A 22772-nucleotide genomic window follows, 5' to 3' on the forward strand; every position below is an offset into this window, starting at 1 on the left:
GGTCAGCATGCCACGCTCAGCCGAAGCAGCCTTCCTCGTTGAGCGGCCCGAACGACGGCAGCAGGAGCCCGCACAGGTAACCGTCGACCCACCGGCCGTTGCCGGAGAGGTTGACGGCGAGGCGGACCAGCGGCGCGAACCCGCGGATCCCGGCGGCGAGCGCGTCCTGGTTGCGCTGCAGCATCGACGTCAGCTGGTCGAGCTGGGTGAGCAACGGCCCGAGCCGCACCTCGTTGTCGGTGATGAGCCCGGACAGCTCGGTGGCCAGCTGCCGCGAGCCGTCGAGCAGGGACGTGATCGCGCCTTCGCGGCGGCTCACCTCTTCGAGCAGCTGGTTGCCGTCGTTCAGGATCTGCCGCACGGCGGCGTCGCGGTCGACGAGCGTCCGCGACACCACCCGGGTGTTGGCCAGCAGTGTCGAGAGCTGGCCGTCACGAGAGGCGAGGGTGTCCGAGAGTCGCGACAGCCCGGTGAGCGCCGCCCGGACGCTCTCCGGTGTGTTCGCCAGCGTCGCCGACAGCGTGTCGAAGCTCTTCGCCAGCTGCGCGGTGTCGATCCGGTCCACAGTGGACGAAAGCTCGCCGAACGCGGTGAGGACGTCGTAGGGGACGGTCGTGCGCGCGCGGGGGATCGGCGTGTCCGGGTCGAGGGTGCCTTCACCCTGCGGGTCGAGCGCCAGGAACTTCTGGCCCAGCACGGTTTTCAGCCGGATCGCCGCGCTCGTCGTGTCGCCCAGCCACGCGCCCTTCGCCTGGAACGACACCAGGACGTGGTCGCCGCGCAGGCGGATGTCCGAGACGCGGCCGACCTTCACCCCGGCGATCCGGACGTCGTTGCCCTCGAACAGGCCCGCGGCTTCGCCGAACTCGGCGGAATACGTCGTCCCGTCGCCGATCACCGGCAGGGACCGGGCGTTCATCGCGGTCACCATGCCCAGGCCCAGCACCGCGATTCCGACGAGTGCCGTCCGGACCGGGGCGTCGTGGGCCCGGCGTAGTGACATGGCGGCCAGGGTGACGCACCTCACGCCGGGCCGCCAGCGTAGTCCCCCGAAGAGAGGAAGATCGCCGCGTCACGCCGCGGTGAGCACCGGATATTCGCGGTACTCCAGCGCGTTGGCCGCCCGGTCGGTCATCCAGGTGAAGACGCGGCCGAACAGCCGGGTGCTCAGCATCTTGTAGGCGCGGTTGCGGCTGCGGATCTTCGCGGCCGTGCGCGGCGCGAGGAAGTTGCCCGAGCCCTTGCCGTTCTTCTGCCCGACCGCGGCCGGTTTGCGCAGCCGCTCCTCGTACTTCGCGAACGCCGTCACGTGATCGCCGCCGGCCGCCGCGAGCTCCCCGGCCAGCACCTGGGCGCCCATCATCGCCAGCCCGGTGCCGGACCCGCCCGGCCCGGCGCACCACGCGGCGTCGCCGAGCAGCACGACCCGGCCCTTCGACCAGCGGTCGAGGTGGATCTGGCTGATCGAGTCGACGTAGAGGTCGGTGGCCGCGGGCAGGGACTCGAGCAGTTTCGGCGTCTCCCAGCCGGTGTCCGCGAACAGCCGCGCGACCAGCGCGCGCTGCTCGCCGGCGCTGCGGCGGCCGAACTCGACGCCGTCGGCGGCGAAGACCAGCCCGACGTGCAGCCGGTCCGCGTGCCGGTGGCTGCCGACCGTCAGGCCGCGGCCGGGCTCGTTGTACATGACGCTCGTGTGGTCGAGCCCGAGGTGGTTGGGCGCGGTGAACCCGGCGATGCCGAAGCCGAGGTCGCGGCGGAAATCCGCCTCCGGCCCGAACGCCGCGGCCCGCACCCCCGAGTGCACGCCGTCGGCCCCGACGACCAGGTCGAACTTCCGCGGCGCCCCGCGGGAGAAGGTGACCTCGACGCCGTCGGCGTGCTCGGTCAGGCTCGTGACGCGGTCGCCGAAGACGTACTCGGTGTAGCTCCTGGTGTGCTCGTACAGGACGCGGGCGAGGTCGCCGCGCAGGATCTCGACCTCGCCGCTCCACGCGGCGCCGGGCACGGTCAGCTGCGGCTTCGCGTCGAGGCCGAGCACGGTCTGCTCGCCCATCGCCGTCTCGTACCGGCGGACGTCGCCGAGGACGCCCATCGCGGCCAGCAGCTTCACCTGCTCACCCCGGAAGTCGACGGCCTGGCCGCCGGGCCGCAGCTCCGGCGCGGTCTCGACGACGGTGACGCGGTAGCCGTGGCGGTGCAGCCAGTAGGCCGCGGACGGGCCGGCGATGCTGGCCCCGGACACGAGCACGGTCTTGGCGGTCATCGGGAGGTCCTCTCGGTCGGTGATGACCGAAGACTGCCGAGGCCCGCTGACGGGTCCCGCACCGTTCACTGACGGTGCCGCCACTCGCTGGGCGACACGCCGTAAGCCGCGCGGAACCGGCGGGTGAAGTGGGTCGGATCCTTGAACCCCCAGCGGCGGGCGACCGCGGCGATCGGGAGGTGCCGGTCGGCCAGGTCGGCGCGGGCCGCCGCCAGCCGGGCCGTGATGATCCACTGCTCGAGGCGGACGTCCGCGGCCGCGCAGGCCCGGTAGAGCTGGCGCGGCGACACCGCGAGCGCGGCGGCGACCGACGCGGGGGACAGGCCGGGGTCGCCGAGGTGGCGCCGCACGTGGGTCTGCACCTGGGTGATCAGCGCCGGCTCCTCGCCCGCCGCGCTCACCAGCAGCGCCCGGACCAGATCGACGCACACGCGGCCCAGCGCGTCCGCCGACGGCGTCGCGCTGAGGACGTCGGCGTCGCGGGCCAGGTCCCGGACGTGGCGCGCGACCAGCCGGTGGAGCGGGCTCGCCGCGAGCCGCGGTGCCGCCCGGCCGACCGTCGCCGCGGACAGGCCCAGCTCGCCCAGCGGGACGTGCAGCGTCCGCGGCGCGTCGTGGTCCTGCCAGACGAACGTGACCGGCCGCGGGGTGGCGAGCAGGCTCAGCTCGCCGGAGCGCTCCCCGCGTGGCAGGGAAACTCCGGCCGGCTCGACGCGGGAGAGCGTCACCGGCCCGAACGACCACCAGGCGAGCTGCGTCTCGAAACCCACGGTCATGAAGCCAGTCAACCGGACCGCTCGGCGTCCCGACAGCGCCCGGATCCCGCAATCGCGTGGCGCGGACGGCCGAGGGCCGGGCACCGAGAGCCGATCCGGCACGCGCCGGGCGCTCCTAGGCTCGGTTTCTCGGAGAAAAGAGGTCGTGATGCCTTTCGCTCGCACTTCCGACGGTGCCGAGATCTTCTACAAGGACTGGGGTTCCGGGCCGCCGGTGGTGTTCAGCCACGGCTGGCCGCTGAACGCCGACGCGTGGGATCCGCAGCTGAACCTGGTGGCGTCCAACGGGTTCCGCGCGATCGCGCACGACCGGCGCGGCCACGGCCGGTCCAGCCAGACGTGGACCGGCAACGACATGGACACCTACGCCGACGACCTCGCCGCGCTCATCGAGTCGCTGGACCTGACCGGCGTCGTGCTCGTCGGGCACTCCACCGGCGGCGGTGAGGTGACGCGCTACCTGGGCCGGCACGGCACCGAGCGCGTCCGCAAGGCCGTGCTGCTGGGCGCGGTGCCGCCGCTGATGCTGCAGACGGCGGCCAACCCCGGTGGCCTGCCGCTGAGCGCGTTCGACGACATCCGCGCCGGCGTCGCGGCCGACCGGTCGCAGTTCTACCAGGACCTGTCCGCGCCCTTCTACGGCGCGAACCGGCCGGGATCGACGGTCTCGCAGGGCCTGCGCGACCAGTTCTGGCGACTGAGCATGCAGGTCGGGCTCAAGGCGGCCTACGACTGCGTCGCGCAGTTCTCCGAGCAGGACTTCACCGGCGACCTCGGCAAGATCGAGATCCCGGTGCTGGTGGTGCACGGCGACGACGACCAGATCGTGCCGATCGACGCGGCCGGCCGGCGCAGCGCCGAGATCCTGCCGAACGCCACCCTCGTCGTCCACGAGGGCGCGCCGCACGGCCTGTGCGGCGACCACGAGACTCGGTTCAACGCCGAGCTGCTCGAATTCATCCGGGAGTGACCGTGACCGTCCCCGCACCCACCGCTCAGGAACTGGCCGAGGTCGAGCGGGCCAACACCTCCGGCAAGCAGCCGGTCGTGTTCGTCCACGGGCTGTGGCTGCTCGACACCAGCTGGGACCGCTGGGCCGAGTTCTTCGAGGCCGCGGGCTACGCCGCGGTCACCCCGGGCTGGCCCGACGACCCGGCCACGGTCGAGGAGGCCCGGGCGAACCCGGACGTCTTCGCCAACAAGAGCGTCGGCGACGTCGCGGCGTACCAGCAGGCCATCGTCGAGAAGCTGGACCGCAAGCCGGCGATCATCGGGCACTCGTTCGGCGGGCTGCTCGTCCAGATGCTCGCCGGGCGCGGGCTGTCGGCCGCGACCGTCGCGATCGACCCGGCGCCATCCCGCGGCGTGCTGCCGCTGCCGGCCAGCGCGCTCAAGGCGTCCTCGGCGGTGCTGACGAACCCGGCCAACCGGCACCGCGCGGTGGCGCTGACGTTCGAGCAGTTCAAGTACGGCTTCGCCAACGCCGTCAGCGACGAAGAGGCCCACGAGCTGTACGAGAAGTACCACGTCGCCGGTTCGGGCGTGCCGATCTTCCAGGCCGCGTTCGCGAACATCAACCCGCGCACCGAGGTCAAGGCCGACAACCTCAACCCCGACCGCGGCCCGCTGCTGGTCATCTCCGGCGAGCACGACCACCAGGTGCCGCACGCCATCGCGCACGCCACCTACGAGCGGCAGCTGAAGAACCCGGGGACGACCGAGTTCGCCGAGCTCCCCGGCCGCGGGCACTCGCTGACCATCGACAGCGGCTGGCGGGAGGTGGCGGCCACCGCGCTCGACTTCGTCGGCCGGTTCGTCAAGTAATCGCAGGTCACGCGCGTATGGGCCAAGTTGGCCGGTGATATCGGGGTTCCACTGGCTAGCATGGCCCGGTGGACCGTTCCGCCGCAGGCCGGATCCAGCAGGACGCCGACGAGGCCGTCGAGGCTCGCATTCTGGACGCCGCCGCGCACCTCATCGCCGAGGAAGGCTTCGGCAAGATGAAGCTCGGCGGGGTCTGCGCGCGCTCGGGGTACGCGAAAGCCGTGATCTACCAGCACTTCGGCGACAAGGACGGCCTCGGCGGCAAGCTGGTCGAGTACGCCGTCGAGGAGTTCACCGACGCCTACAGCGAAGCGGTGGCGGCCCGGACCGGGTCCGCCACCGCGACGCCGATGGACATGCTGCGAGCGCTGCTGGACATCATCTTCGAGCTCATCACCACGATGCCGACGCTCAACCACGCGTTCCTGGCCCTCTGGGGCGACGCGTCGGCGGAAAGCTCGGCCATGCGCGCCGCCCTGACCGAGGCCGACCGCCGGTTCCGCTTCGCCATCGCCCAGACCGTCGCCAGCGGGATCGCCGACGGCACCATCACGGGCGTCCGGGACGCCGACGCGTACGCGTCCGCGCTGCTCGCCCAGCTGCGGGGGATCTCGATGCAGGCCCTGATCGACCCGGACGGCATCGACCTGCGCGGCGTCCGCGCCGAACTGGAGCGCGGCGTCGACCGGCTGTCCGCGGGATTCCGCGGCACGCTACAGGCTGAAGGCGACTGACCGCAGCACCAGCACGGCGACGAACACCAGCGTGAAGGCGAGATCGAGCGAGATCCCGCCGAGCCGTACCGGCCGCACGACGCGTCGCACCGGCCCGATGACGGGCTCGGTCGCCGCGTAGGCCAGCCCGCGGGCCCGCCGGGTCCACGGCGGGCTGGTGCCCACCACGGCGACCCAGTCCAGCACCATCCGCGCGATCAGCACGAGCATGTACAGGGTCAGCGCGAACCCCAGCAACGTCCCCAACGCACCCATCGGTCCTCCTCCGTCTTGCTACCCGGTGAACGCGCGGGAGCGGCGGGGAGTGCCAGGTCTGTCCGGTTTCACAGCTTTTCGACAGGATCGCGCCTCAGACGTCACCCGATGGTGCGGCGCCGTTCGAGTCACTCGCCGACTCGCCTGCCGGCTTCTCGGACGGTGCTTTGGCAGGCGCCGCGGATACCGGCTTCTCTGCCGCTCTCGCTTCCTTGCTCACGGTGGCGTCGGACACCTCCACGACGGAACCGCTTTCGATAGCCGCGGCCTTGTTCCGTCGCTCGACGCGTTCGCGCATGCTCTCCCGCTGCCCGCCGAACCCGCTGTGTTTCCCGCCGAAGAGGTTGCCGAACGCAGTGCGGTGGACCTCGGCGACGTCCATGTCCTCCAGATTGCCGCCCATGGCGATCTGCAGGCCCTTGAGCATGTTCTGTGCCTCGGCGTTGCGCTCGTTGCTCAGGAATGCGAGCACTTCGCGCACGTCGCCGTTGTTCGTGGCAAGCAGCTGGGCGAACTGCTCTTCAGGTCCTCCGTGCGAGACGTCCCGCATTTCCGTCCGGCGCAGTTTCTGCACGCCGAGTTCCTGCTTTGCCTCGACCACTCCCTGGGTGTTCACGGGCTCCACCGTGACCGAGTACCCACCGAGCTCCACGTCCTGGGACGGATGGGCCGAGCTCAACCGCAGTTCGATCGCCCGTGCCGCGTCGGTCGGGCGCAGCACCTCGAACCGTGCCGCCGTGTCCCGGATCTCGCGGGCGAGTGAGGGGAGAAGTGCGGCGGTCAGGTCCTGGATGTTGTCCCGCGCGATGGTGAGCGGGTTGAGCACCCGGCATGCCAGTTCGACTTGCACAGAGAAGGAGAACACGGCTTCCGCGCTCGCCGCCTTCACAGTGAACGAGATGCCGTGGTTGGCGACATCGATGATGTAGCGGCGGTGGTCGCCGAGCCGGCCGGTCGGCCCGGGCCGACCGTGCCACACGACGATCGGCTCCGCCGAGGCGCGGATAAGCACGTGCGCTGTGCCCAGCTCGGGGGCCGGCGACGTCGAGCGGAACCAGCTCCGGCCTACTTCAGTGCGTTCCAGGATGGGGTTGTAGGTCCGGGTCATGACACCTCTTCTTCCGGTTCGTCCATCAGGTCGTAAAACGTCGCCGCGGCCAACGATGGCTGGTAGCGGTCTTGGGCCCATTGGCTGAGTGCGTGGCGGACGCGGTTCTTGTCGCCCGGGCTTTCGTCCGCGATGTCGGCGACGAGACCGAGGACGACCGGCTCGGCACCCGGGTCCTCATCGACCCGGCGCACCCAGTTGCGCAGCTCGCCGAGCGCCAGGTCCCGGACGAACCCGTTGGCCATGGCCCGGCACCATAGTGCGGTGATGCGCTCGCGATTTTCGTCCGCTGTGCGAAGCAGCACCGGCCAGGCGTCTTCGGAGTCGGGCTCGACGACGCAGGTGAACACGAGCAGCGCCTTGACAAGGGCGTCCTTGTCGCCGTCCGCTTCGGTCCATTCGTGCAGAGCGTCCAGCACCTCGCGGCCGCGGCCGGCGCCGAGCAGCGCGCGGGTGCTCGCAGCCACCGACGTCAGCACGTCCCACTTGTCCGGGCAGACCACGAAGTCGCGGAGGACTCTCAGCGCCCGCCGTGGCTCGCGGATGCCGAGGGGGCCGCCGGCGGCGAGCGCCGCGGTGGTGCAGAGGTTCTCCGTGTTCTCCCAGTACGCGAACGTGGCCCAGCGTTCGAGCACCGACCACGCCGCACGGTCGTCGCCGAGCGCGCCCGCGACGTTGAGGCCCAGTGCGGCAGTCTGCCTCAGCAGTTGAGAGTCTTCCCGCCCCCACGGTTGCAGGTATTCGTGCACGCCGTGCTGGAAGTCCTGTTGCGCCAGGATCCCGATGGCCTGGGCCACGCCTGCCCGGATCTCGACGTCGGGGTGCAAGGCCAGTTCCTTGAGCCACTCCAAGATCTTGCCGCGGGCGCCGTCGTAGCCGCACCAGACGACCCTGAGCACGGCAGGCCGAACTCGCGGGTGCCGGAACCGCAGCGTCGGGGCGCGCCGATGGTCTTCGGGCGGCACGCGCTGAAGCCAGGTGTGGTCGGCGAGGAGCCGCTGTGCGTACCGCAAGGACGTGGGCGCGCCGCCGCCGCTACTCAGCCGCTGGTAGAGCGAGACCGCCGCGTCCGCGACCTTGAGGTACCCGGTGTCGTCCAGCACCGCGGTGGCCAGAACCAGCGAAAGGTCCTTCACTTCCGGATCGCGGCTCAGCCACTCGTGGACCAGGCCCTCGGCATTACCGAGCTTCGCCGCTGTCTCTTCGAGACTGCGGCCGGCTCGGTGGCTCTCGACGATCTCCGTGGCTGCGCGTACTGCGAAGGCGGGGCTGTCCCGCTCGACGAGCACCTCGGTTAGCTCGGTGCCGCCCAGCTTTTCGATCAGCTCTTCGGCTTCTGACGGCACGGTGTCACGCAGCCGGCGGTGCAGGATCTCCACCGAATCGGGCAGCTCCCACTCGTCGAGGACGAACTCGGCGCGATTGGGCGCGTCGGCAAGCGAACCGCCGGGCGGGCCAGTGACCACGACCAAGAAGCTGTCCGACTCTTGCAACCGCTGCGCGATGTTCCGCAGCCACTCCTCGCCGATCTTGGCGGCGGAAAAGGCGTCCTTGCGTCCGGGTTCGTCGAAAACGACGAACCCGGTGTCCTTCCTCGGCACCCGCCATTGGGGGTTCGTCAGTATGGACGCGGGCAGCTCTTCGACGGCCTCGTCAAGTCCGGCATCGCGCAGGGTCGTCTTGAGGAGTTGCAGGGCCCGGGTGCGTTTGCCGGTACGGATCGGGCCGGCCAGCACGACGAGGTTCCGGTCCGCGAGCAGAGCCAGCTCGTCCTGAAAGCCAGGCGGCTCGACGAACGATGCCGTCGCTTTGTCGAGGTCTTGCTCGGAGAGGCGGAGCCTGGGTGGCCGGCGTTGCCCGGCGCGGCGGCCACTGTCTGTGAACTCCTCGTCGTAGGAGCTCGTGAAGATGATCGTCTCTGCGTTGAACTGGTTGATCCCACGGGAGACGTACTTGCCCATCTCCGTCTGCTCCAGCAGGGCCGCCTCGCCCTGCAGGTTCCGCACGGCCGAGTCCCGGTCGGCGTCCGCTGCCGGGCCGGGTGTGGTGACCTTTTCACCTGACGGGTCCGCTGCGTTGCCGTCGGGTTTGGCCGTTGCCGGCTGCTCCGCGGAGGGCGGAACCGGGGCAGGTGGCTTCGCCGGTGGGGTGGTTGGCTTCTCGTCGACCACGTGGTGTCTCCTCTGACTGCTGTCTTCGAGGTACTGGGGTCGGTCAGGTGCCGGAGGGCCGTTCGCCGAAGAAGATGCCTCCGATGTGCTTGCGGCCTTGGAAGACGTTCCCGTGGACCGGGCCGGTGACGGTGTTGTGCGTGCTGTTGTCGATGCTCGTGGCGCTCGCTGCCGGGGGCGCCGGAACCAGCGATGGGATCTGCCTACGCAGGCGCGTGACCAGCCGGTCCAAGTCAGGCTTGCTGTTGCGGAACGCCACGGTCGTGCTCTGCTTGCCGGCGAGTTCCCGCAGCGATTCCGGCAGTGTGTCGACGTCGAGCTCGTGACGGCGTTCGAGGTGCACCGGGATGACCTGCTTCTTCAGCTGAAGACCCAATTCGACTTCCCGGCGCACGAAGTCGCGCGGGTCGTCCAGCCGTCGTCGTCCCTTCTTGTCGGCCGCCGTCAGCCACCTCGACCCGATGATCACCAGAACGGCATCCGAAGCGGAAACCGCCGCGAACATCGCCGTCTCCCAGCTCGCGCCGAGTTCGATCGACCGAGACGCGAAGAACACCGCGTCCGGACCGAACTCACGGGTCAGCTCGAGGTCGAAGAAAGCCGCCGCGAAGGGTTCGTCACAGGTGCGGTAACTGAGGAAAACCTGGGTCACAGCCGTTTTCTCCGTATCCGATTTAGTCGCGTTTCTGTCCGGAAGATGTCCGTTCGGTGGCTATTTTCGAAGCATGGTGCTGCCGGTGTATCCGCCCGTGTGCGTGATGCGCTTCGCGTAACAACCATCCTTGTCGATTCCCGCGTCGTCGCACCAGCCGTTCGCGGACTCGCCACTGCTGTAGGGCTGTGGGAAGACTGTGACCCAGAAGTTGCCCTGCTTGAAGCTGCTGTAGTCGCCCGACCACAGCAGCAGCACGCCGGGGTACTTCGTCTGCAAACTCGTGAAGTCCGCCCAGATGGCCTGGTGGTCGTAGGTTGTGCCGTTCGCCTTGAGGCCGAGCATCTTTGAAGAGAGCTGGGGAACCCAGGAGTCCGTGAGCAGATCGACTTGCCCGCGATCGTGCCCGACCTGGTCATCAAGCCGTTGCCGGGCCGAGCTTTCGTCTGTGGGCCGGGAGTCCGGCGTGCTGGAGACGGTCTCGACCGGAGTGGTCGTCGTGGTCGGCGTCGTGGCATCGGTGGAAGAAGACGTGGCGGACGTATTGCGCCCGGTGGTGGCGGTAAAGGCGACGACCACCACGATCGCGACCACGGTGGCAACCGCTCCCACCACGCCGGCGGCGCGCTTGTAGGGCCGCAGCTCGTCCTGAGCAGGAGGTGCGGGTGCCGGCTCGGCCGGAGGTGGCGTCCCCGGCACCAGCACGGGTGCTGCCGCGGGCGGCAGGTCCTCCAGCGGGAGATCGGACTGTTCAGCGTTCGGTGGCACAACTGGGAATTCGAGGGTCATGGACATGATGGACGCCGGCGCGCAGCCGTCACAGAACTCCGCACTCGGCAGCGCGGGCGCCGTCCCGCACCGAGCACAGGGGACAGACATGGTCAGCTCACCTTCACTGGGTCCGCTTCATTACCTGGTTCGAAGTCTCTTCAGGCATTTGGAACGTTACCGGATCAGGTCATTGTGACATAAGGTATTTGCAACGGTTGGATATCGAGGAATGGAAAGTAGACAAATACTGGAAGATTAATGGACAGAAAGTGTGAAAAGCCTGCTCGGGAGCCATCTCACGCGGCGATCGTCGTGTGGCCACGGGCGTGCTCAGTGCCCCTCTGAGGCTGGCTGGTACGGGTCGTCGCAGGCGGGAACGCGACCCCTGCAGGCCTTTGTGCGCCGACGACTCAGCGCTGGCGGACGGGAGTGGTGGCAGTGGCGGGTGCCGGGATCCGGCGTGCCTCGTGTCGCCCCGTTGATCTTGGCAGCGTCTTTCGCGAGAGAACACGTATCTCGGCCGATCGGAACCAGTCCGGCAGTTGGTCTCGCATCTCGAGCCGGCTTCGCCGAGATCTCTTGTTGACCGACAGATCCCCGCGAGCGCGCGGACGTCCCGAAGATGGCGACCGGGGCCGGTGCGACGTTCCGCAGCATTGCTAGCTGCGGCTGCCGCAGGGGTCGCCCCGCAGACGTTGCAGGACGGGAGCATCGGCGCGATTCGCGGGCACCATGTCTGATGAACCCGCTTACGCGGGCTCCGGCGTGCCGATCAAGTCGAACTGCAGGAGGGGTCGGGGGAAGGGTGCTCTTATCAAGGGTTTGACCGTTTGATCTTGCCGACGGCGATCAAGTGTCGAAGTGCGATCGGTGGTCAGGCTCGAAGATCACCCTTGGAAACACAAACCCGAGACCTGGTTCACGCTTTCGCGAGCAAGTCTCGGGTACTTGAGTGCCCTCGGCAGGATTCGAACCTGCGACACCTGCCTCCGGAGGGCAGTGCTCTATCCCCTGAGCTACGAGGGCCCATCGCTGGGCGACTTCAGAAGCTTAGCGCATCCCCCGCGACCCGCGCGGGCAGGGCGCCGCAAAGCGTACTCGCTGGTCAGGGCGGCAAAGTTGATCCATTCCCGGCTGTCTCGATAGCGTGGGAGGCCCACCTGAAGGAGCTGTCGTGGTTGAGCCGTTCCGGGTACCGCTCGATGAGGCCGACGTCGCCGACCTGCGGGAGCGGTTGCGGCGGACCCGGTGGCCCGAGGCCGAGACCGTCGACGACTGGTCGCAGGGCGCTCCGCTCTCCTACGTGCGGGAGCTCTGCCGGTTCTGGGGCGAGGAGTACGACTTCGGCTTCGCCGGCCGGCTGAACGCCTTCCCGCAGTTCCGGGCCACCGTGGACGGTGTCGGCCTGCACTTCCTGCACGTCCGGTCGCCCGAACCGGACGCGCTGCCGCTCGTGCTGACGCACGGCTGGCCCGGGTCCGTCACCGAGTTCCTCGACGTGCTCGGGCCGCTGACCGATCCGCGGGCGCACGGCGGGGATCCCGCCGACGCCTTCCACGTCGTCGCGCCGTCGCTGCCCGGGTTCGGGTGGAGTGACAAACCCGCGCTCAAGATCCCGCGGGTCGCCGAGCTGTGGGACGAGCTGATGACGACGCTCGGCTACGAGCGCTACGGCGCCCAGGGCGGTGACTGGGGTGCCGCCGTCACCAACGCGCTGGCGCGGTTCGAACGTGTCGCCGGGGTGCACGTCAACTTCGCGCCCGTGCGGCTGGACCAGGAGGATCCGACGCCGGACGAGCGTCAGGCCCGCGCCGACCTGGAGGAGTTCCGGCGGACCGGCGCCGGCTACTCCGGGCAGCAGGGCACCCGGCCGCAGACGCTCGGTTACGGCCTGACCGACTCGCCGGCGGGCCAGGCCGCCTGGATCGCCGAGAAGTTCTGGGCCTGGACCGACCACAAGGGACAGCCGGAAGACGCCGTCGCGCGGGAAAAGCTGCTCGACGCGATCTCCGTCTACTGGTTCACCGCGACCGCCGCGTCCTCGGCGCGGATGTACTGGGAGAACAACGACCGCGACCTGTCCCGGGTCACCGTGCCCGCCGGGGTTTCCGTGTTCCCCAAGGAGATCGTGCGGCCGTCGCGGCGGCAGGCCGAGCAGCGCTACGCCGACCTTCGCTGGTTCGAGAGCCTGCCCGTCGGCGGTCACTTCGCCGCGCTCGAGCAGCCCGAACTGTTCGTCCAGCAGGTCCGGGGGTTCTTCCGGCTCGTGCGCTGACGCGGCCGGCGTCGAAGCGTGACCGGTCCGCAAGGCGGGAAACCCCTCCTGGTGGATTGGTCGGCGCGCGCCTGCGGGGTAGTTTCCGGATGGGTGAACTTAGGCTGCCCTCTGTTGCACATATGCGCATTCGACTATATGTTTGGCCTCGACGGTAGACCGGGAACGGAGGCGAAATGGGGCACGGACACGGACACGGGCACGGCCAAGCGGCCGCGCCGGCGAGCGCGTCGGGCCGGTACGTCCGGAGCCTGACGATCGCCCTGGGCATCGGCGCCGGGTTCATGGTGCTGGAGTTCGTCGTGGGCTTCGCCACCGGCTCGCTGGCCCTGATCTCGGACGCGGCACACATGTTCACCGACGTCCTCGGCGTCGGCATGGCCCTGACCGCGATCATCCTGGCCCGCCGCTCCGGCCCCACGGTCAGCCGCACGTTCGGCCTCTACCGCGCGGAGGTGCTGGCCGCGCTGGGCAACGCGATCCTGCTGTTCGGCGTCGCGGGGTACGTCCTCGTCGAGGCCGTCGGCCGGATCAGCGACCCGCCCGCGGTGCCCGGCCTGCCGGTGCTGCTGGCCGCGACCGCCGGCCTGGTGGCGAACATCGTGTCGTTCGCGGTGCTGCGCTCGGGGGCGAAGGAAAGCCTCAACGTCCGCGGCGCGTACCTCGAGGTGCTGGCCGACTTGATCGGCTCGGTCGGCGTGCTGCTCAGCGGCGCGCTGACGCTGCTCACGGGCTGGCGCTACGCCGACCCGATCATCGGCGTCGCGATCGGCCTGTTCGTGCTGCCCCGCACGTGGACCCTGGCGCGCCGCGCCCTGCGCATCCTCTTCCAGCACGCCCCGCAGGGTGTCGACGTCGGCGCGATCAGCGCGGAACTGTCGGCGCTGCCGGGCGTCGCGGACGTGCACGACCTGCACGTCTGGACCCTGACATCGGGCATGGAGGTGGCTTCGGCACACCTGACGCTCGCCCCGCCGGCGCAGCAGTCGGACGTGCTGACCGAAGCGCAGAACCTGCTCTCGACGCGCTATGCGATCGAGCACGCGACCCTGCAGGTGGAGGCGCCGCACTGCGCGCGCCGCTGCCAGGAACTCTCCTGGTAGTCGACGCCCTCCGGCCTGTTTCCCGACTGGGCACTGCCCTCCGGAGGCAGGTGTCGCAGTTTCGAATCCCGCCGCGCGCACGCGGGTCCCCTGCGCGAACCCGGCCTCAGCGGCAGCGTGCGGCGGTGGCACGGCAGGGGCTGTCCGGCCGCGCCGCGCCCTACCGGGCCCCGACTCGCTGGTCGTGGCTCCGTGAGGATGGGTGCCTGCCGGCACCGGCAGCTCGCGCCGCCCCAAGCCCGAAAGCCGTGAAGGCCTCCTTACCGGCCATAAGAGCCGGTAAGGAGGCCTTCACGGCACTCGGAACTCAGGGGAGCGGCTGGGCGCCCCGGCCGGTGAGCATCAGTTTCATCTGGTCCATCTCCGCGCCCTGGGACGTGAGGATGCTGTTCACCAAGGCCTTCAGCGCCGGCAGGTTCGAATGCTCCGACGCGTACTGCGCCATCGACGTGCCGCCCTGGTGGTGGCGGAGCATCAGCTGCAGGAAGTAGACGTCGAACGGGCGGCCCGACAGCGACCGCAGCTTCGACAGCTCCGTGTCCGTCGCCATGCCCGGCATCAGGGCGCCGCCGGCCGGGGACAGCGACTGCGGGGCCATCGACATGCCGTCGTGGCCCGACATCGGTTCCGTCATCCACTTCATCGGCGCGCCGATCGCCTGCTCCGGCTGGTCCCACAGCATGAGCCAGCCCTTCATCCGGCCGACCTGCTCGAGCTGCGTGCGTTCGATGTCGAACGCGAGCTGCTTGATCTCCGGGTCGGTCGTGCGGTCCCGGGCGATGCCCGACATCGTGACCGCCTGCAGGTGGTGCGTCGACATGTCCTGCGCGAAGCCGACCTCGACCGAGTCGCGGGCCGGTGTGGCCGTGGCCGCCGGGTCGTCGACGGCGCGGGTGACGAACATCCCCGCGACGCCGCCGATCAGCAGCACCGCCAGCAGCGTCCCGCCGATGATCACCCAGCGCGACCACGTCGGCTGCTCGACGACCTCGTCGGTGTCGAGGTCGAGGTCGGCTTCGGAACTCACTGCGACGGCGCGCCCGAGGCCGGGGCGGAGGCGGGCGCGGTCGGCATACCGGCGGAGGGGGCGCCGTTCTCACCCTGGGCGGCGGTGCTGCCCTTGTAGTCCATCGGCTTCGCGTCCGGGCCCGGCTTCGACGGGTCGAACGGCGGCGGGTTGTCCGGGTCGAACGAGCCCGGCACCGCGTCGCAGGACGCGCCGACCTCGGGGTAGACGCCGTTCGGGTTGGACCGCAGGGCCGCGATGAACTCGTCGATCCGCGGGTCGTCGGCTTTGTCCAGCTTCAGCTGGTGACCCCAGGACTGCAGCGAGATCGGCTTGTCGAGGCCGGGGTAGGGCGACAGCATCGTGAACGGCTTGTCCTTGGCGCGCACGCTCAGCAGGTTCAGCGCGTCACCCGAGATCTGCTGCGGGTTGTAGGCGATCCACACGGAGCCGTGCTCGAGCGCGTGCACCATGTTCTCGGTGCGGACGGCGTTCGGGTACACGATGCCGGTGCAGGTGGCCCACGTCTGGTCGTGCGGGCCGCCGAACGGCGGGGTCTTGTCGTAGGCCACGCGCTCGGTCGGGAGCACGTGGACACTGCCGGTGTAGGTCGCGGTGATCACGCCGGGGATGCGCTTCGACGGATCCGGGTCGGACGCGGTCGGCGCGAACGAGGCGGCGGCCTCCTCACGGCTGGCCTGGTCACGCTTCGGCGCCGACGCGATCATGTAATACGTGATCACGGCGGCGGCGAGGGCGACGATGGCCACGACCGCGATGATCGTGCCCCACGGCGTCCCCTTCTTGCTCACGACGGAACCGCGGGCCGCCTTCACAGCCGACCCCTTTTTCCGAGTTGTCCGGTTCGCCATGGCTCCCGCGTTCTCCTCTGCTGGCTGCGGACGGATTCCCGCCCGGGCCAGTGTAGAGACCACGCTTCTGATCACCGTTAACACCTCACACAGTGCCCACCGAACACAGTGCCCACCGAGGCTTCGCCTCGGGCCGGGGGCTCCGCCACCCGGAACCCCCGAAAAGCGGTACGTGGATCCGTCCCGTGATGTCGCCGAGACCGCCGGAAGCGCCCGACCTGGGCACACCTAGAATTCGACGAGTGACTCCCGCCGCTCTCGCCGACCTGGTCCGCAGCTCCGCCGTGCAGGTACTGACCGCACGCGGCATCGACGACACCGTGCTGCCGGAGCAGGTGACCATCGAACGCCCGCGCAACCCCGACCACGGCGACTACGCGACGAACCTGGCCCTGCAGGTGGCCAAGAAGGCCGGCCTGAAGCCCCGCGAGTTCGCCGAGGCGCTGGCCGAAGCGGTCGCGGCGGCCGACGGCGTCGCCTCGGCCGAGGTCGCCGGCCCGGGCTTCCTGAACTTCCGCCTGGCCGCCGCCGCGCAGGGTGACATCGTGCGCCAGGTCATCGAGGCCGGCGCCGCCTTCGGCCGCGGGGACGCGCTGGCCGGCACCAGGATCAACCTCGAGTTCGTCTCGGCCAACCCGACCGGCCCGATCCACCTGGGCGGCACCCGCTGGGCCGCGGTCGGCGACGCGCTGGGCCGTGTTCTCGGCGCGCAGGGCGCCGAGGTCACCCGCGAGTACTACTTCAACGACGCCGGCGCGCAGATCGACCGGTTCGTCCGGTCGCTGGTCGCCGCCGCGAAGGGCGAGCCCGCGCCGGAAGACGGCTACGCGGGCGGCTACATCAACGACATCGCCGCCGAGGTCATCAAGGCCGAGCCGAGCGCGCTGTCGCTGCCCGAGGACGAGCGGCACGAGACGTTCCGCCGCATCGGCATCAACCTGATGTTCACCGAGATCAAGCAGAGCCTGCACGACTTCGGCACCGACTTCGACGTCTACTTCCACGAGAACTCGCTGCACGAGTCGGGCGCGGTCGACGCCGCCGTCCAGCAGCTGAAGGACTCCGGGAACCTCTACTTCGCCGACGGCGCCTGGTGGCTGAAGTCGTCCGAGTACGGCGACGACAAGGACCGCGTCGTCATCAAGCAGGACGGCAACCCGGCCTACATCGCCGGCGACCTCGCCTACTTCAAGGACAAGCGCAACCGCGGCTTCGACCTCTGCATCTACATGCTCGGCGCGGACCACCACGGCTACATCGCCCGGCTCAAGGCGGCCGCGGCGGCGTTCGGCGACGACCCGGCCACGGTCGAGGTGCTGATCGGCCAGATGGTCAACCTGGTCAGCGACGGCAAGCCGGTGCGGATGTCCAAGCGCGCCGGTACCGTGATCACGATGGAGGACCTGGTCGAGGCGGTCGGCGTCGACCCGGCCCGCTACGAGCTGATCCGCTACTCCGTCGACTCCTCTTTGGACGTCGACCTGGACCTGCTGCGCAAGCACTCCAACGACAACCCGGTCTACTACGTCCAGTACGCCCACGCGCGGCTGGCGTCGCTGCAGCGCAACGCGGCCGACCTGGGCATCAAGTCCGCCGAGTCCTTTTCGGACGTCGACTTCGGACTCTTGACGCTGACCGCCGAGGGCGACCTGATCCGCACCATCGGCGAGTTCCCGGAAATGGTGCGCCGGGCCGCCGACATGCGGGAGCCGCACCGGATCGCGCGCTACCTCGAAGAACTCGCGGGCGCCTACCACAAGTTCTACACCGTGGGCCGCGTGCTGCCCCAGGGCGACGAAGAGGTGACTCCGCTGACCCACGCGCGGCTCGCGCTGTGCGAAGCGGCCCGCCAGGTCCTGGCCAACGGCCTCGCCCTGCTCGGTGTCTCTGCTCCGGAACGGATGTAATCGATGGCGCACCCCGCGGGCCCACGGCACGCCGACGTCTACCCCCACGCCGACTCCTCCGGGTTCCCGCCCGCGAGCGGCGACGAGCTCGACCGGCTCTACCCGAAGGTCTGGCCCCGCAACACCTTCCGCGGCGCCGACGGCGTCGTGCGGATCGCCGGCGTCGACGTGCGCGAGCTGGCCGAGCAGCACGGCACCCCGCTGTTCGTGGTCGACGAGGCCGACTTCAAGTCCCGCTGCGCGGACTACGCCGAGGCGTTCGACGACCCGTCGCTCGTGCACTACGCGTCCAAGGCGTTTCTCTCCATCGAGATCGCCCGCTGGGTGGCCGAGCAGGGGCTGAGCCTGGACGTCTGCAGCGGCGGCGAGCTCGCCGTGGCGCAGCGCGCGAGCTTCCCGGCCGAGCGGATCACCTTCCACGGCAACAACAAGTCGCCGGCGGAGCTCGAAGCCGCGATCGTCGCGGGCGTCGGCACGGTCGTGCTCGACTCGTACTACGAGATCGCCCGGCTGGCCGACATCGCCGCGCGCCACGACGTCGTGCAGGCGGTGCTGATCCGGGTCACCGTCGGTGTCGAGGCACACACCCACGAGTTCATCGCGACGGCCCACGAGGACCAGAAGTTCGGCTTCTCGTTGGCCGCCGGGGACGCCGCGGAGGCGGTGCGGCGGGTGCTCAACGCGCCGTCGCTGAAGCTGACCGGCCTGCACAGCCACATCGGCTCGCAGATCTTCGACGCCGACGGCTTCGAGGTCGCCGCCCGCCGCGTCGTCGGGCTGCTCGCCGAGCTGGCCAAGGAACACGGCCCCGAGCTGCTCGACCAGCTGAACCTGGTCGACCTCGGCGGCGGGTTCGGCATCGCCTACACCGACAAGGACAACCCGCCGCCGCCGGCGCAGATGATCACGCAGATCCGCGAGATCGTCCGCAAGGAGTGCGCCTACGCCGGCCTGCCGGTGCCGCGCATCGCCGGCGAACCGGGCCGCGCGATCGCCGGGCCCGGCACGATCACGCTGTACGAGGTCGGCACCATCAAGGACGTCGCGCTCGGCGACAACGCGGTGCGCCGGTACGTCAGCGTCGACGGCGGAATGAGCGACAACATCCGGACCGCGCTCTACGACGCGGTGTACGACGTCCGGCTGGTTTCCCGCTCCGCGAGCGACAACGACCAGCCGGTGCACGCCGTGCTGTCCCGGGTCGTGGGAAAACACTGTGAGTCCGGCGACATCGTCGTACGAGACTGCTGGCTGCCCGACACGCTGGCTCCGGGCGACCTGCTGGCCGTCGCGGCGACCGGTGCCTACTGCTACTCGATGGCGAGCACGTACAACCGGCAGCCGCGCCCGGCCGTGGTCGCCGTGCGCAACGGCGGCGCCCGGCTGCTGCTGCGGCGTGAGACGACCGACGACATGCTCCGCCTGGAGGTCTGAGAAACCGTGTCTGCTTCTGCTGAACGCAGCGACACTCCGAAACGGGCGATCAGGGTCGCCCTGCTCGGCTGCGGGACCGTGGGCGGCGAGGTCGCCCGGTTGCTCACCGAGCAGGCCGGGGAGCTGGCCGCCCGGGCGGGCGCGCCGGTCGAGCTGGCCGGCATCGCGGTCCGCCGCCCGGACAAGCACCCCGAGCTGCCGCCGGAGCTGCTGACCGCCGACGCCGAGAAGCTCGTGACCTCCGACGACGTCGACGTCGTGGTCGAGCTCGTCGGCGGCATCGAGCCGGTGCGCAGCTGGCTGCTCGCCGCGTTGAAGGCCGGGAAGTCCGTGGTCACCGCGAACAAGGCGCTGCTCGCCGAGCACTCCGCCGATCTGTTCGAGGCGGCCGACGCCGCCGGCGTCGACCTCTACTTCGAGGCCGCCGTGGCCGGCGCCATCCCGCTGCTGCGCCCGCTGCGCGAGTCGCTGGCGGGCGACCGGATCACCCGCGTGATGGGCATCGTCAACGGCACCACGAACTACATCCTGTCCGCGATGGACTCGACCGGCGCCGGCTACGCCGAGACGCTCGACGAGGCCAGCCGGCTCGGGTACGCCGAGGCCGACCCGACCGCCGACGTCGACGGCTACGACGCCGCGTCCAAGGCCGCGATCCTCGCCTCGCTCGCCTTCCACACCCGCGTGACGGCCTCGGACGTGCACCGCGAGGGCATCGCCGACGTCACCGCCGCCGACCTCGGCGCGGCCCGCGTGCTCGGCCGCACGGTCAAGCTCCTCGCCATCTGCGAACGGGTGACCGACGACGACGGCGTCGAGTCGGTGTCCGCCCGCGTGCACCCGGTGATGATCCCGCGCAGCCACCAGCTGGCCGGCGTCAACGGCGCGTTCAACGCCGTCTACGTCGAGGCCGACGCCGCCGGCGAGCTGATGTTCTACGGCCAGGGCGCGGGCGGCGCGCCGACGGCGAGCGCGGTGCTCGGCGACCTGGTCGCGGTGGCCCGCAACCAGGTGGCCGGCGGCCGCGGCCCGCGCGAGTCGGCGTACGCGGCGCTGCCGGTGCGGCCGATGGGCCAGACCCCGACCCGGTACCACGTAAGCCTTTCCGTGGCCGACCGCGCCGGGGTGCTCGCCCAGGTGGCGCAGGCGTTCGCCGCCCACGGCGTGAGCATCGCGGCGGTCCGCCAGCTCCACGTCGCCGACCGCGCGAGCCTGGTCGTCGTCACGCACCAGGCCCCCGACGCGGCCCTGCGGTCCACTGTGGACGAGATCGGGCGGCTCGACGTCGTCCACCAAGTTGTCAGTGTGATGCGGGTGGAAGGCGAAGACCAGTGAGCGACGCTTGCGAGCGAACCATGGACATCATGCGCCGAAAAGGATCAGACGCTGTCTCGCGGAGCGAGGCGATCGCATGAGTATTCAGGCCTGGCCCGGCATCATCGAGGCGTACCGCGACCGCGTCCCGGTCCCCGACGGCGCGCGGGTGATCACGCTCGGGGAGGGCAACACCCCGCTGCTGCCCGCCCGCTACCTGTCCGAGCTGACCGGCTGCGACGTCCACCTCAAGGTCGAGGGCGTCAACCCGACCGGCTCGTTCAAGGACCGCGGCATGACCGTGGCCATCACGCACGCGCTCGCCAGCGGGCTCAAGGCGGTGATCTGCGCGTCGACCGGCAACACCTCGGCCTCGGCCGCCGCCTACGCCGTGCGCGCCGGGCTCACCTGCGCGGTGCTGGTGCCCCAAGGCAAGATCGCGATGGGCAAGCTCGCCCAGGCCGTGCTGCACGGCGCGCGGATCCTGCAGGTCGACGGCAACTTCGACGACTGCCTCGAGCTGGCCCGCAAGACCGCGGCCGACTACCCGGTCACGCTCGTCAACTCGGTGAACCCGGTGCGCATCGCCGGCCAGAAGACCGCCGCGTTCGAGGTCTGCGACGCGCTCGGCCGGGCACCGGACATCCACTGCCTGCCGGTCGGCAACGCCGGCAACATCACCGCCTACTGGGCGGGGTATTCGGAGTACGCGGCCGACGGTGTGGTGAAGAACACCCCGCGGATGTTCGGCTTCCAGGCGGCCGGCGCCGCGCCGCTGGTGCTGGGCGAACCGGTGCGCGACCCGGACACGATCGCCACCGCGATCCGGATCGGCAGCCCGGCGTCGTGGAGCGCCGCGGTCAAGGCGAAGGACGAGTCCCACGGGCTGTTCGAAGCGGTCACCGACGAGAAGATCCTCGAGGCGTACCGGCTGCTCGCCGGGCGTGAAGGCGTGTTCGTCGAGCCGGCGTCGGCCACCAGCGTGGCCGGCCTGCTCGCGACGGCCGCCGACGGCCGGCTGCCGAAGGGCGCCACGGTCGTCTGCACCGTCACCGGCCACGGCCTGAAGGACCCGCAGACGGCGCTGGCGGGCAACGTCGAGGTCGAACCGCTGGCGGTGGACCCCTCGGCGGTCGCGGCGGCGCTGGACCTGCGATGAGCGGGTTCCGCGTGACCGTCCCGGCGTCCACGGCGAACCTGGGCCCGGGCTTCGACGCGTTCGGCCTGGCGCTGGCGCTCTACGACGTCGTCGAGGTGCAGGTCACCGACGGCGGCCTCAAGGTCGAGGTGATCGACGCGGGCGCGGGCGGCGTCGCCGACGTGCCCACCGACGAGACCCATCTCGTGGTGCGGGCGATCCGGCGGACCTGCGCGCACCTCGGCGTCGACCCGCCCGGCCTGCACCTGCGCTGCTTCAACGCGATCCCGCACGCGCGCGGGCTCGGGTCGTCGGCGGCCGCGGTGGTTTCCGGCGTCGCCGCGGGGTACGCGTTGGCGGACCGGGAGATCGACGAATTCGACGCGCTGCAGCTGGCGGCGGGCTTCGAGGGCCACGCGGACAACGCCGCGGCCAGCCTGTTCGGCGGCCTCGTGCTGGCCTGGTGCGAAGGCGCGGAGTTCCGCGCCGAGCGGCTGACCCCGCACGCCTCGATCCGGCCGGTCGTCGCGGTCCCGGCGGTCCGCTCGGCCACCGCGACCACCCGCGGCCTGCTGCCGGCGTCCGTGCCGCACCGCGACGCCGCGCACAACGCGGGCCGCGCCGCGCTCGCCGTGCACGCGCTCACGGCGAAACCGGAGCTGCTGCTGGCGGCCACCGAAGACCGCCTGCACCAGCACTACCGGGCGCCCGCGTACCCGGCGAGCACCGGACTGGTGGACACGCTCCGTGCACAAGGCGTGGCCGCGGCGATCTCCGGGGCGGGCCCGACGGTGCTCGCGCTGACCACGACGGGAATATTGCCGCCAGGGGCCGGTGTTGAGGGTTTCGACGTCTACGAGCTGCCCGCGGATCTCGCGGGTGTGCAGGTTGCGGCTCAGTAAAGGCTGGGTCACGTGCCTGCGGTGGGGGCCGCCACGCGGGGGGTGGTTGTTGCACCCGGCACCGGTGCGGTCTACCCTCGGGGGCGTTCGATCACCGTGCGTTTCCGCACCCGATGCCGGTCCAGGGGAGTTTCCCGGATCGCATCCTTCGTCGATCCGCCAGATCCGCACCGCCTGGCAAGCGGGGTAACGCGGAGGGACGCAGGCGGGTTTCCGGTCTCGGCGGTGTCGGATTCCGCATCCTCCGAATGGAGGACGCAAACCCCT

20 protein-coding genes and 1 tRNA gene are annotated in these 22772 nt (G+C 70.5%); 10 read left to right on the plus strand and 11 right to left on the minus strand.

What is annotated here, in order from left to right; genetic code table 11:
• Window positions 1-16: 16 nt before the first annotated feature.
• From OG494_RS45105 to OG494_RS45115, 3 genes are all read right to left on the minus strand, one after another.
• Complete coding sequence (locus tag OG494_RS45105; RefSeq protein WP_328449457.1) at window positions 17-1003, minus strand: MCE family protein; 987 nt, start codon at window positions 1001-1003, stop codon at window positions 17-19.
• Window positions 1004-1072: 69 nt separating this feature from the next.
• Window positions 1073-2263 carry an FAD-dependent monooxygenase gene (locus tag OG494_RS45110; protein ID WP_328449459.1) on the minus strand — a complete coding sequence of 397 codons (1191 nt, stop codon included), beginning with the start codon at window positions 2261-2263 and terminating at the stop codon, window positions 1073-1075.
• Between the two features lie 65 nt (window positions 2264-2328).
• The gene (locus OG494_RS45115; RefSeq protein WP_328449461.1) at window positions 2329-3039 is read right to left on the minus strand and encodes a helix-turn-helix domain-containing protein; all 711 of its coding nucleotides are present in this window, start codon (window positions 3037-3039) and stop codon (window positions 2329-2331) included.
• 148 nt (window positions 3040-3187) lie between these two features.
• On the opposite strand from OG494_RS45115, the gene OG494_RS45120 reads away from it, so the two are divergent.
• The 3 genes from OG494_RS45120 (at window position 3188) to OG494_RS45130 (ending at window position 5597) form a co-directional block, all read left to right on the plus strand.
• Complete coding sequence (locus tag OG494_RS45120; protein ID WP_328449463.1) at window positions 3188-4009, plus strand: alpha/beta fold hydrolase; 822 nt, start codon at window positions 3188-3190, stop codon at window positions 4007-4009.
• A 2-nt stretch (window positions 4010-4011) separates the two neighbouring features.
• Complete coding sequence (locus OG494_RS45125) at window positions 4012-4863, plus strand: alpha/beta hydrolase (RefSeq protein WP_328449465.1); 852 nt, start codon at window positions 4012-4014, stop codon at window positions 4861-4863.
• A 68-nt stretch (window positions 4864-4931) separates the two neighbouring features.
• Window positions 4932-5597: a TetR/AcrR family transcriptional regulator gene (locus OG494_RS45130; protein ID WP_328449467.1), complete on the plus strand. Its 666-nt coding sequence runs from the start codon at window positions 4932-4934 to the stop codon at window positions 5595-5597.
• Here the strand turns inward: OG494_RS45130 and OG494_RS45135 are convergent.
• From OG494_RS45135 to OG494_RS45160, 6 genes are all read right to left on the minus strand, one after another.
• Window positions 5577-5852, minus strand: coding sequence for a YggT family protein (locus tag OG494_RS45135; protein WP_328449468.1), 276 nt, complete (start codon window positions 5850-5852; stop codon window positions 5577-5579). The two genes, OG494_RS45130 and OG494_RS45135, sit on opposite strands and share 21 nt — an antisense overlap.
• Window positions 5853-5946: 94 nt before the next feature.
• Window positions 5947-6960 carry a hypothetical protein gene (locus OG494_RS45140; RefSeq protein ID WP_328449470.1) on the minus strand — a complete coding sequence of 338 codons (1014 nt, stop codon included), beginning with the start codon at window positions 6958-6960 and terminating at the stop codon, window positions 5947-5949.
• Complete coding sequence (locus OG494_RS45145) at window positions 6957-9131, minus strand: hypothetical protein (RefSeq protein WP_328449472.1); 2175 nt, start codon at window positions 9129-9131, stop codon at window positions 6957-6959. The genes OG494_RS45140 and OG494_RS45145 overlap by 4 nt, the downstream gene beginning before the upstream one ends.
• A 43-nt stretch (window positions 9132-9174) precedes the next feature.
• Entirely contained in the window at window positions 9175-9783 is a 609-nt protein-coding gene (locus OG494_RS45150; RefSeq protein ID WP_328449474.1) for a toll/interleukin-1 receptor domain-containing protein, read from the minus strand.
• Window positions 9784-9843: 60 nt separating this feature from the next.
• The gene (locus OG494_RS45155) at window positions 9844-10572 is read right to left on the minus strand and encodes a hypothetical protein (RefSeq protein ID WP_328449476.1); all 729 of its coding nucleotides are present in this window, start codon (window positions 10570-10572) and stop codon (window positions 9844-9846) included.
• Window positions 10573-11507: 935 nt separating this feature from the next.
• Window positions 11508-11580: transfer RNA gene (locus OG494_RS45160), tRNA-Arg, on the minus strand.
• A 148-nt stretch (window positions 11581-11728) separates the two neighbouring features.
• Here OG494_RS45160 and OG494_RS45165 point away from each other — a divergent pair.
• Window positions 11729-12829, plus strand: coding sequence for an epoxide hydrolase family protein (locus OG494_RS45165; protein WP_328449478.1), 1101 nt, complete (start codon window positions 11729-11731; stop codon window positions 12827-12829).
• A 176-nt stretch (window positions 12830-13005) separates the two neighbouring features.
• Window positions 13006-13932: a cation diffusion facilitator family transporter gene (locus OG494_RS45170; RefSeq protein WP_328449480.1), complete on the plus strand. Its 927-nt coding sequence runs from the start codon at window positions 13006-13008 to the stop codon at window positions 13930-13932.
• A gap of 307 nt (window positions 13933-14239) precedes the next feature.
• On the opposite strand, the gene OG494_RS45175 is transcribed toward OG494_RS45170, so the two are convergent.
• Window positions 14240-14959, minus strand: a complete 720-nt coding sequence (locus OG494_RS45175) for a DUF305 domain-containing protein (protein ID WP_328449482.1) — start codon at window positions 14957-14959, stop codon at window positions 14240-14242.
• Complete coding sequence (locus OG494_RS45180) at window positions 14956-15774, minus strand: DUF3105 domain-containing protein (RefSeq protein WP_328449484.1); 819 nt, start codon at window positions 15772-15774, stop codon at window positions 14956-14958. The genes OG494_RS45175 and OG494_RS45180 overlap by 4 nt, the downstream gene beginning before the upstream one ends.
• Before the next feature lie 278 nt (window positions 15775-16052).
• Between OG494_RS45180 and argS the strand changes: the two genes are divergently transcribed.
• From argS to thrB, 5 genes are all read left to right on the plus strand, one after another.
• Window positions 16053-17717 (plus strand): arginine--tRNA ligase, encoded by a 1665-nt coding sequence (argS, locus tag OG494_RS45185; protein ID WP_328449486.1) that lies wholly within the window; start codon window positions 16053-16055, stop codon window positions 17715-17717.
• A gap of 3 nt (window positions 17718-17720) precedes the next feature.
• A complete protein-coding gene (gene lysA, locus OG494_RS45190) occupies window positions 17721-19151 on the plus strand; it encodes a diaminopimelate decarboxylase (RefSeq protein WP_328449488.1) in 1431 nt (476 codons plus the stop codon).
• Window positions 19152-19157: 6 nt separating this feature from the next.
• Window positions 19158-20486, plus strand: a complete 1329-nt coding sequence (locus OG494_RS45195; RefSeq protein ID WP_328449490.1) for a homoserine dehydrogenase — start codon at window positions 19158-19160, stop codon at window positions 20484-20486.
• A gap of 76 nt (window positions 20487-20562) precedes the next feature.
• A complete protein-coding gene (gene thrC, locus OG494_RS45200; protein WP_328449492.1) occupies window positions 20563-21624 on the plus strand; it encodes a threonine synthase in 1062 nt (353 codons plus the stop codon).
• A complete protein-coding gene (gene thrB / locus OG494_RS45205) occupies window positions 21621-22505 on the plus strand; it encodes a homoserine kinase (protein ID WP_328449494.1) in 885 nt (294 codons plus the stop codon). Before thrC ends, thrB begins: the two co-directional genes overlap by 4 nt.
• Window positions 22506-22772 lie beyond the last annotated feature (267 nt).

The sequence above is a fragment of the Amycolatopsis sp. NBC_00438 genome (assembly GCF_036026695.1).
Classification (GTDB): Bacteria; Actinomycetota; Actinomycetes; order Mycobacteriales; family Pseudonocardiaceae; genus Amycolatopsis.

Coding starts and splice junctions, on each gene's coding strand:
- OG494_RS45105 (WP_328449457.1), bottom strand. CDS start 1,003: ATGTCACTACGCCGGGCCCACGACGCCCCGGTCCGGACGGCACTCGTC.
- OG494_RS45110 (WP_328449459.1), bottom strand. CDS start 2,263: ATGACCGCCAAGACCGTGCTCGTGTCCGGGGCCAGCATCGCCGGCCCG.
- OG494_RS45115 (WP_328449461.1), bottom strand. CDS start 3,039: ATGACCGTGGGTTTCGAGACGCAGCTCGCCTGGTGGTCGTTCGGGCCG.
- OG494_RS45120 (WP_328449463.1), top strand. CDS start 3,188: ATGCCTTTCGCTCGCACTTCCGACGGTGCCGAGATCTTCTACAAGGAC.
- OG494_RS45135 (WP_328449468.1), bottom strand. CDS start 5,852: ATGGGTGCGTTGGGGACGTTGCTGGGGTTCGCGCTGACCCTGTACATG.
- OG494_RS45140 (WP_328449470.1), bottom strand. CDS start 6,960: ATGACCCGGACCTACAACCCCATCCTGGAACGCACTGAAGTAGGCCGG.
- OG494_RS45155 (WP_328449476.1), bottom strand. CDS start 10,572: ATGACCCTCGAATTCCCAGTTGTGCCACCGAACGCTGAACAGTCCGAT.
- OG494_RS45170 (WP_328449480.1), top strand. CDS start 13,006: ATGGGGCACGGACACGGACACGGGCACGGCCAAGCGGCCGCGCCGGCG.
- lysA (WP_328449488.1), top strand. CDS start 17,721: ATGGCGCACCCCGCGGGCCCACGGCACGCCGACGTCTACCCCCACGCC.
- thrC (WP_328449492.1), top strand. CDS start 20,563: ATGAGTATTCAGGCCTGGCCCGGCATCATCGAGGCGTACCGCGACCGC.
- thrB (WP_328449494.1), top strand. CDS start 21,621: ATGAGCGGGTTCCGCGTGACCGTCCCGGCGTCCACGGCGAACCTGGGC.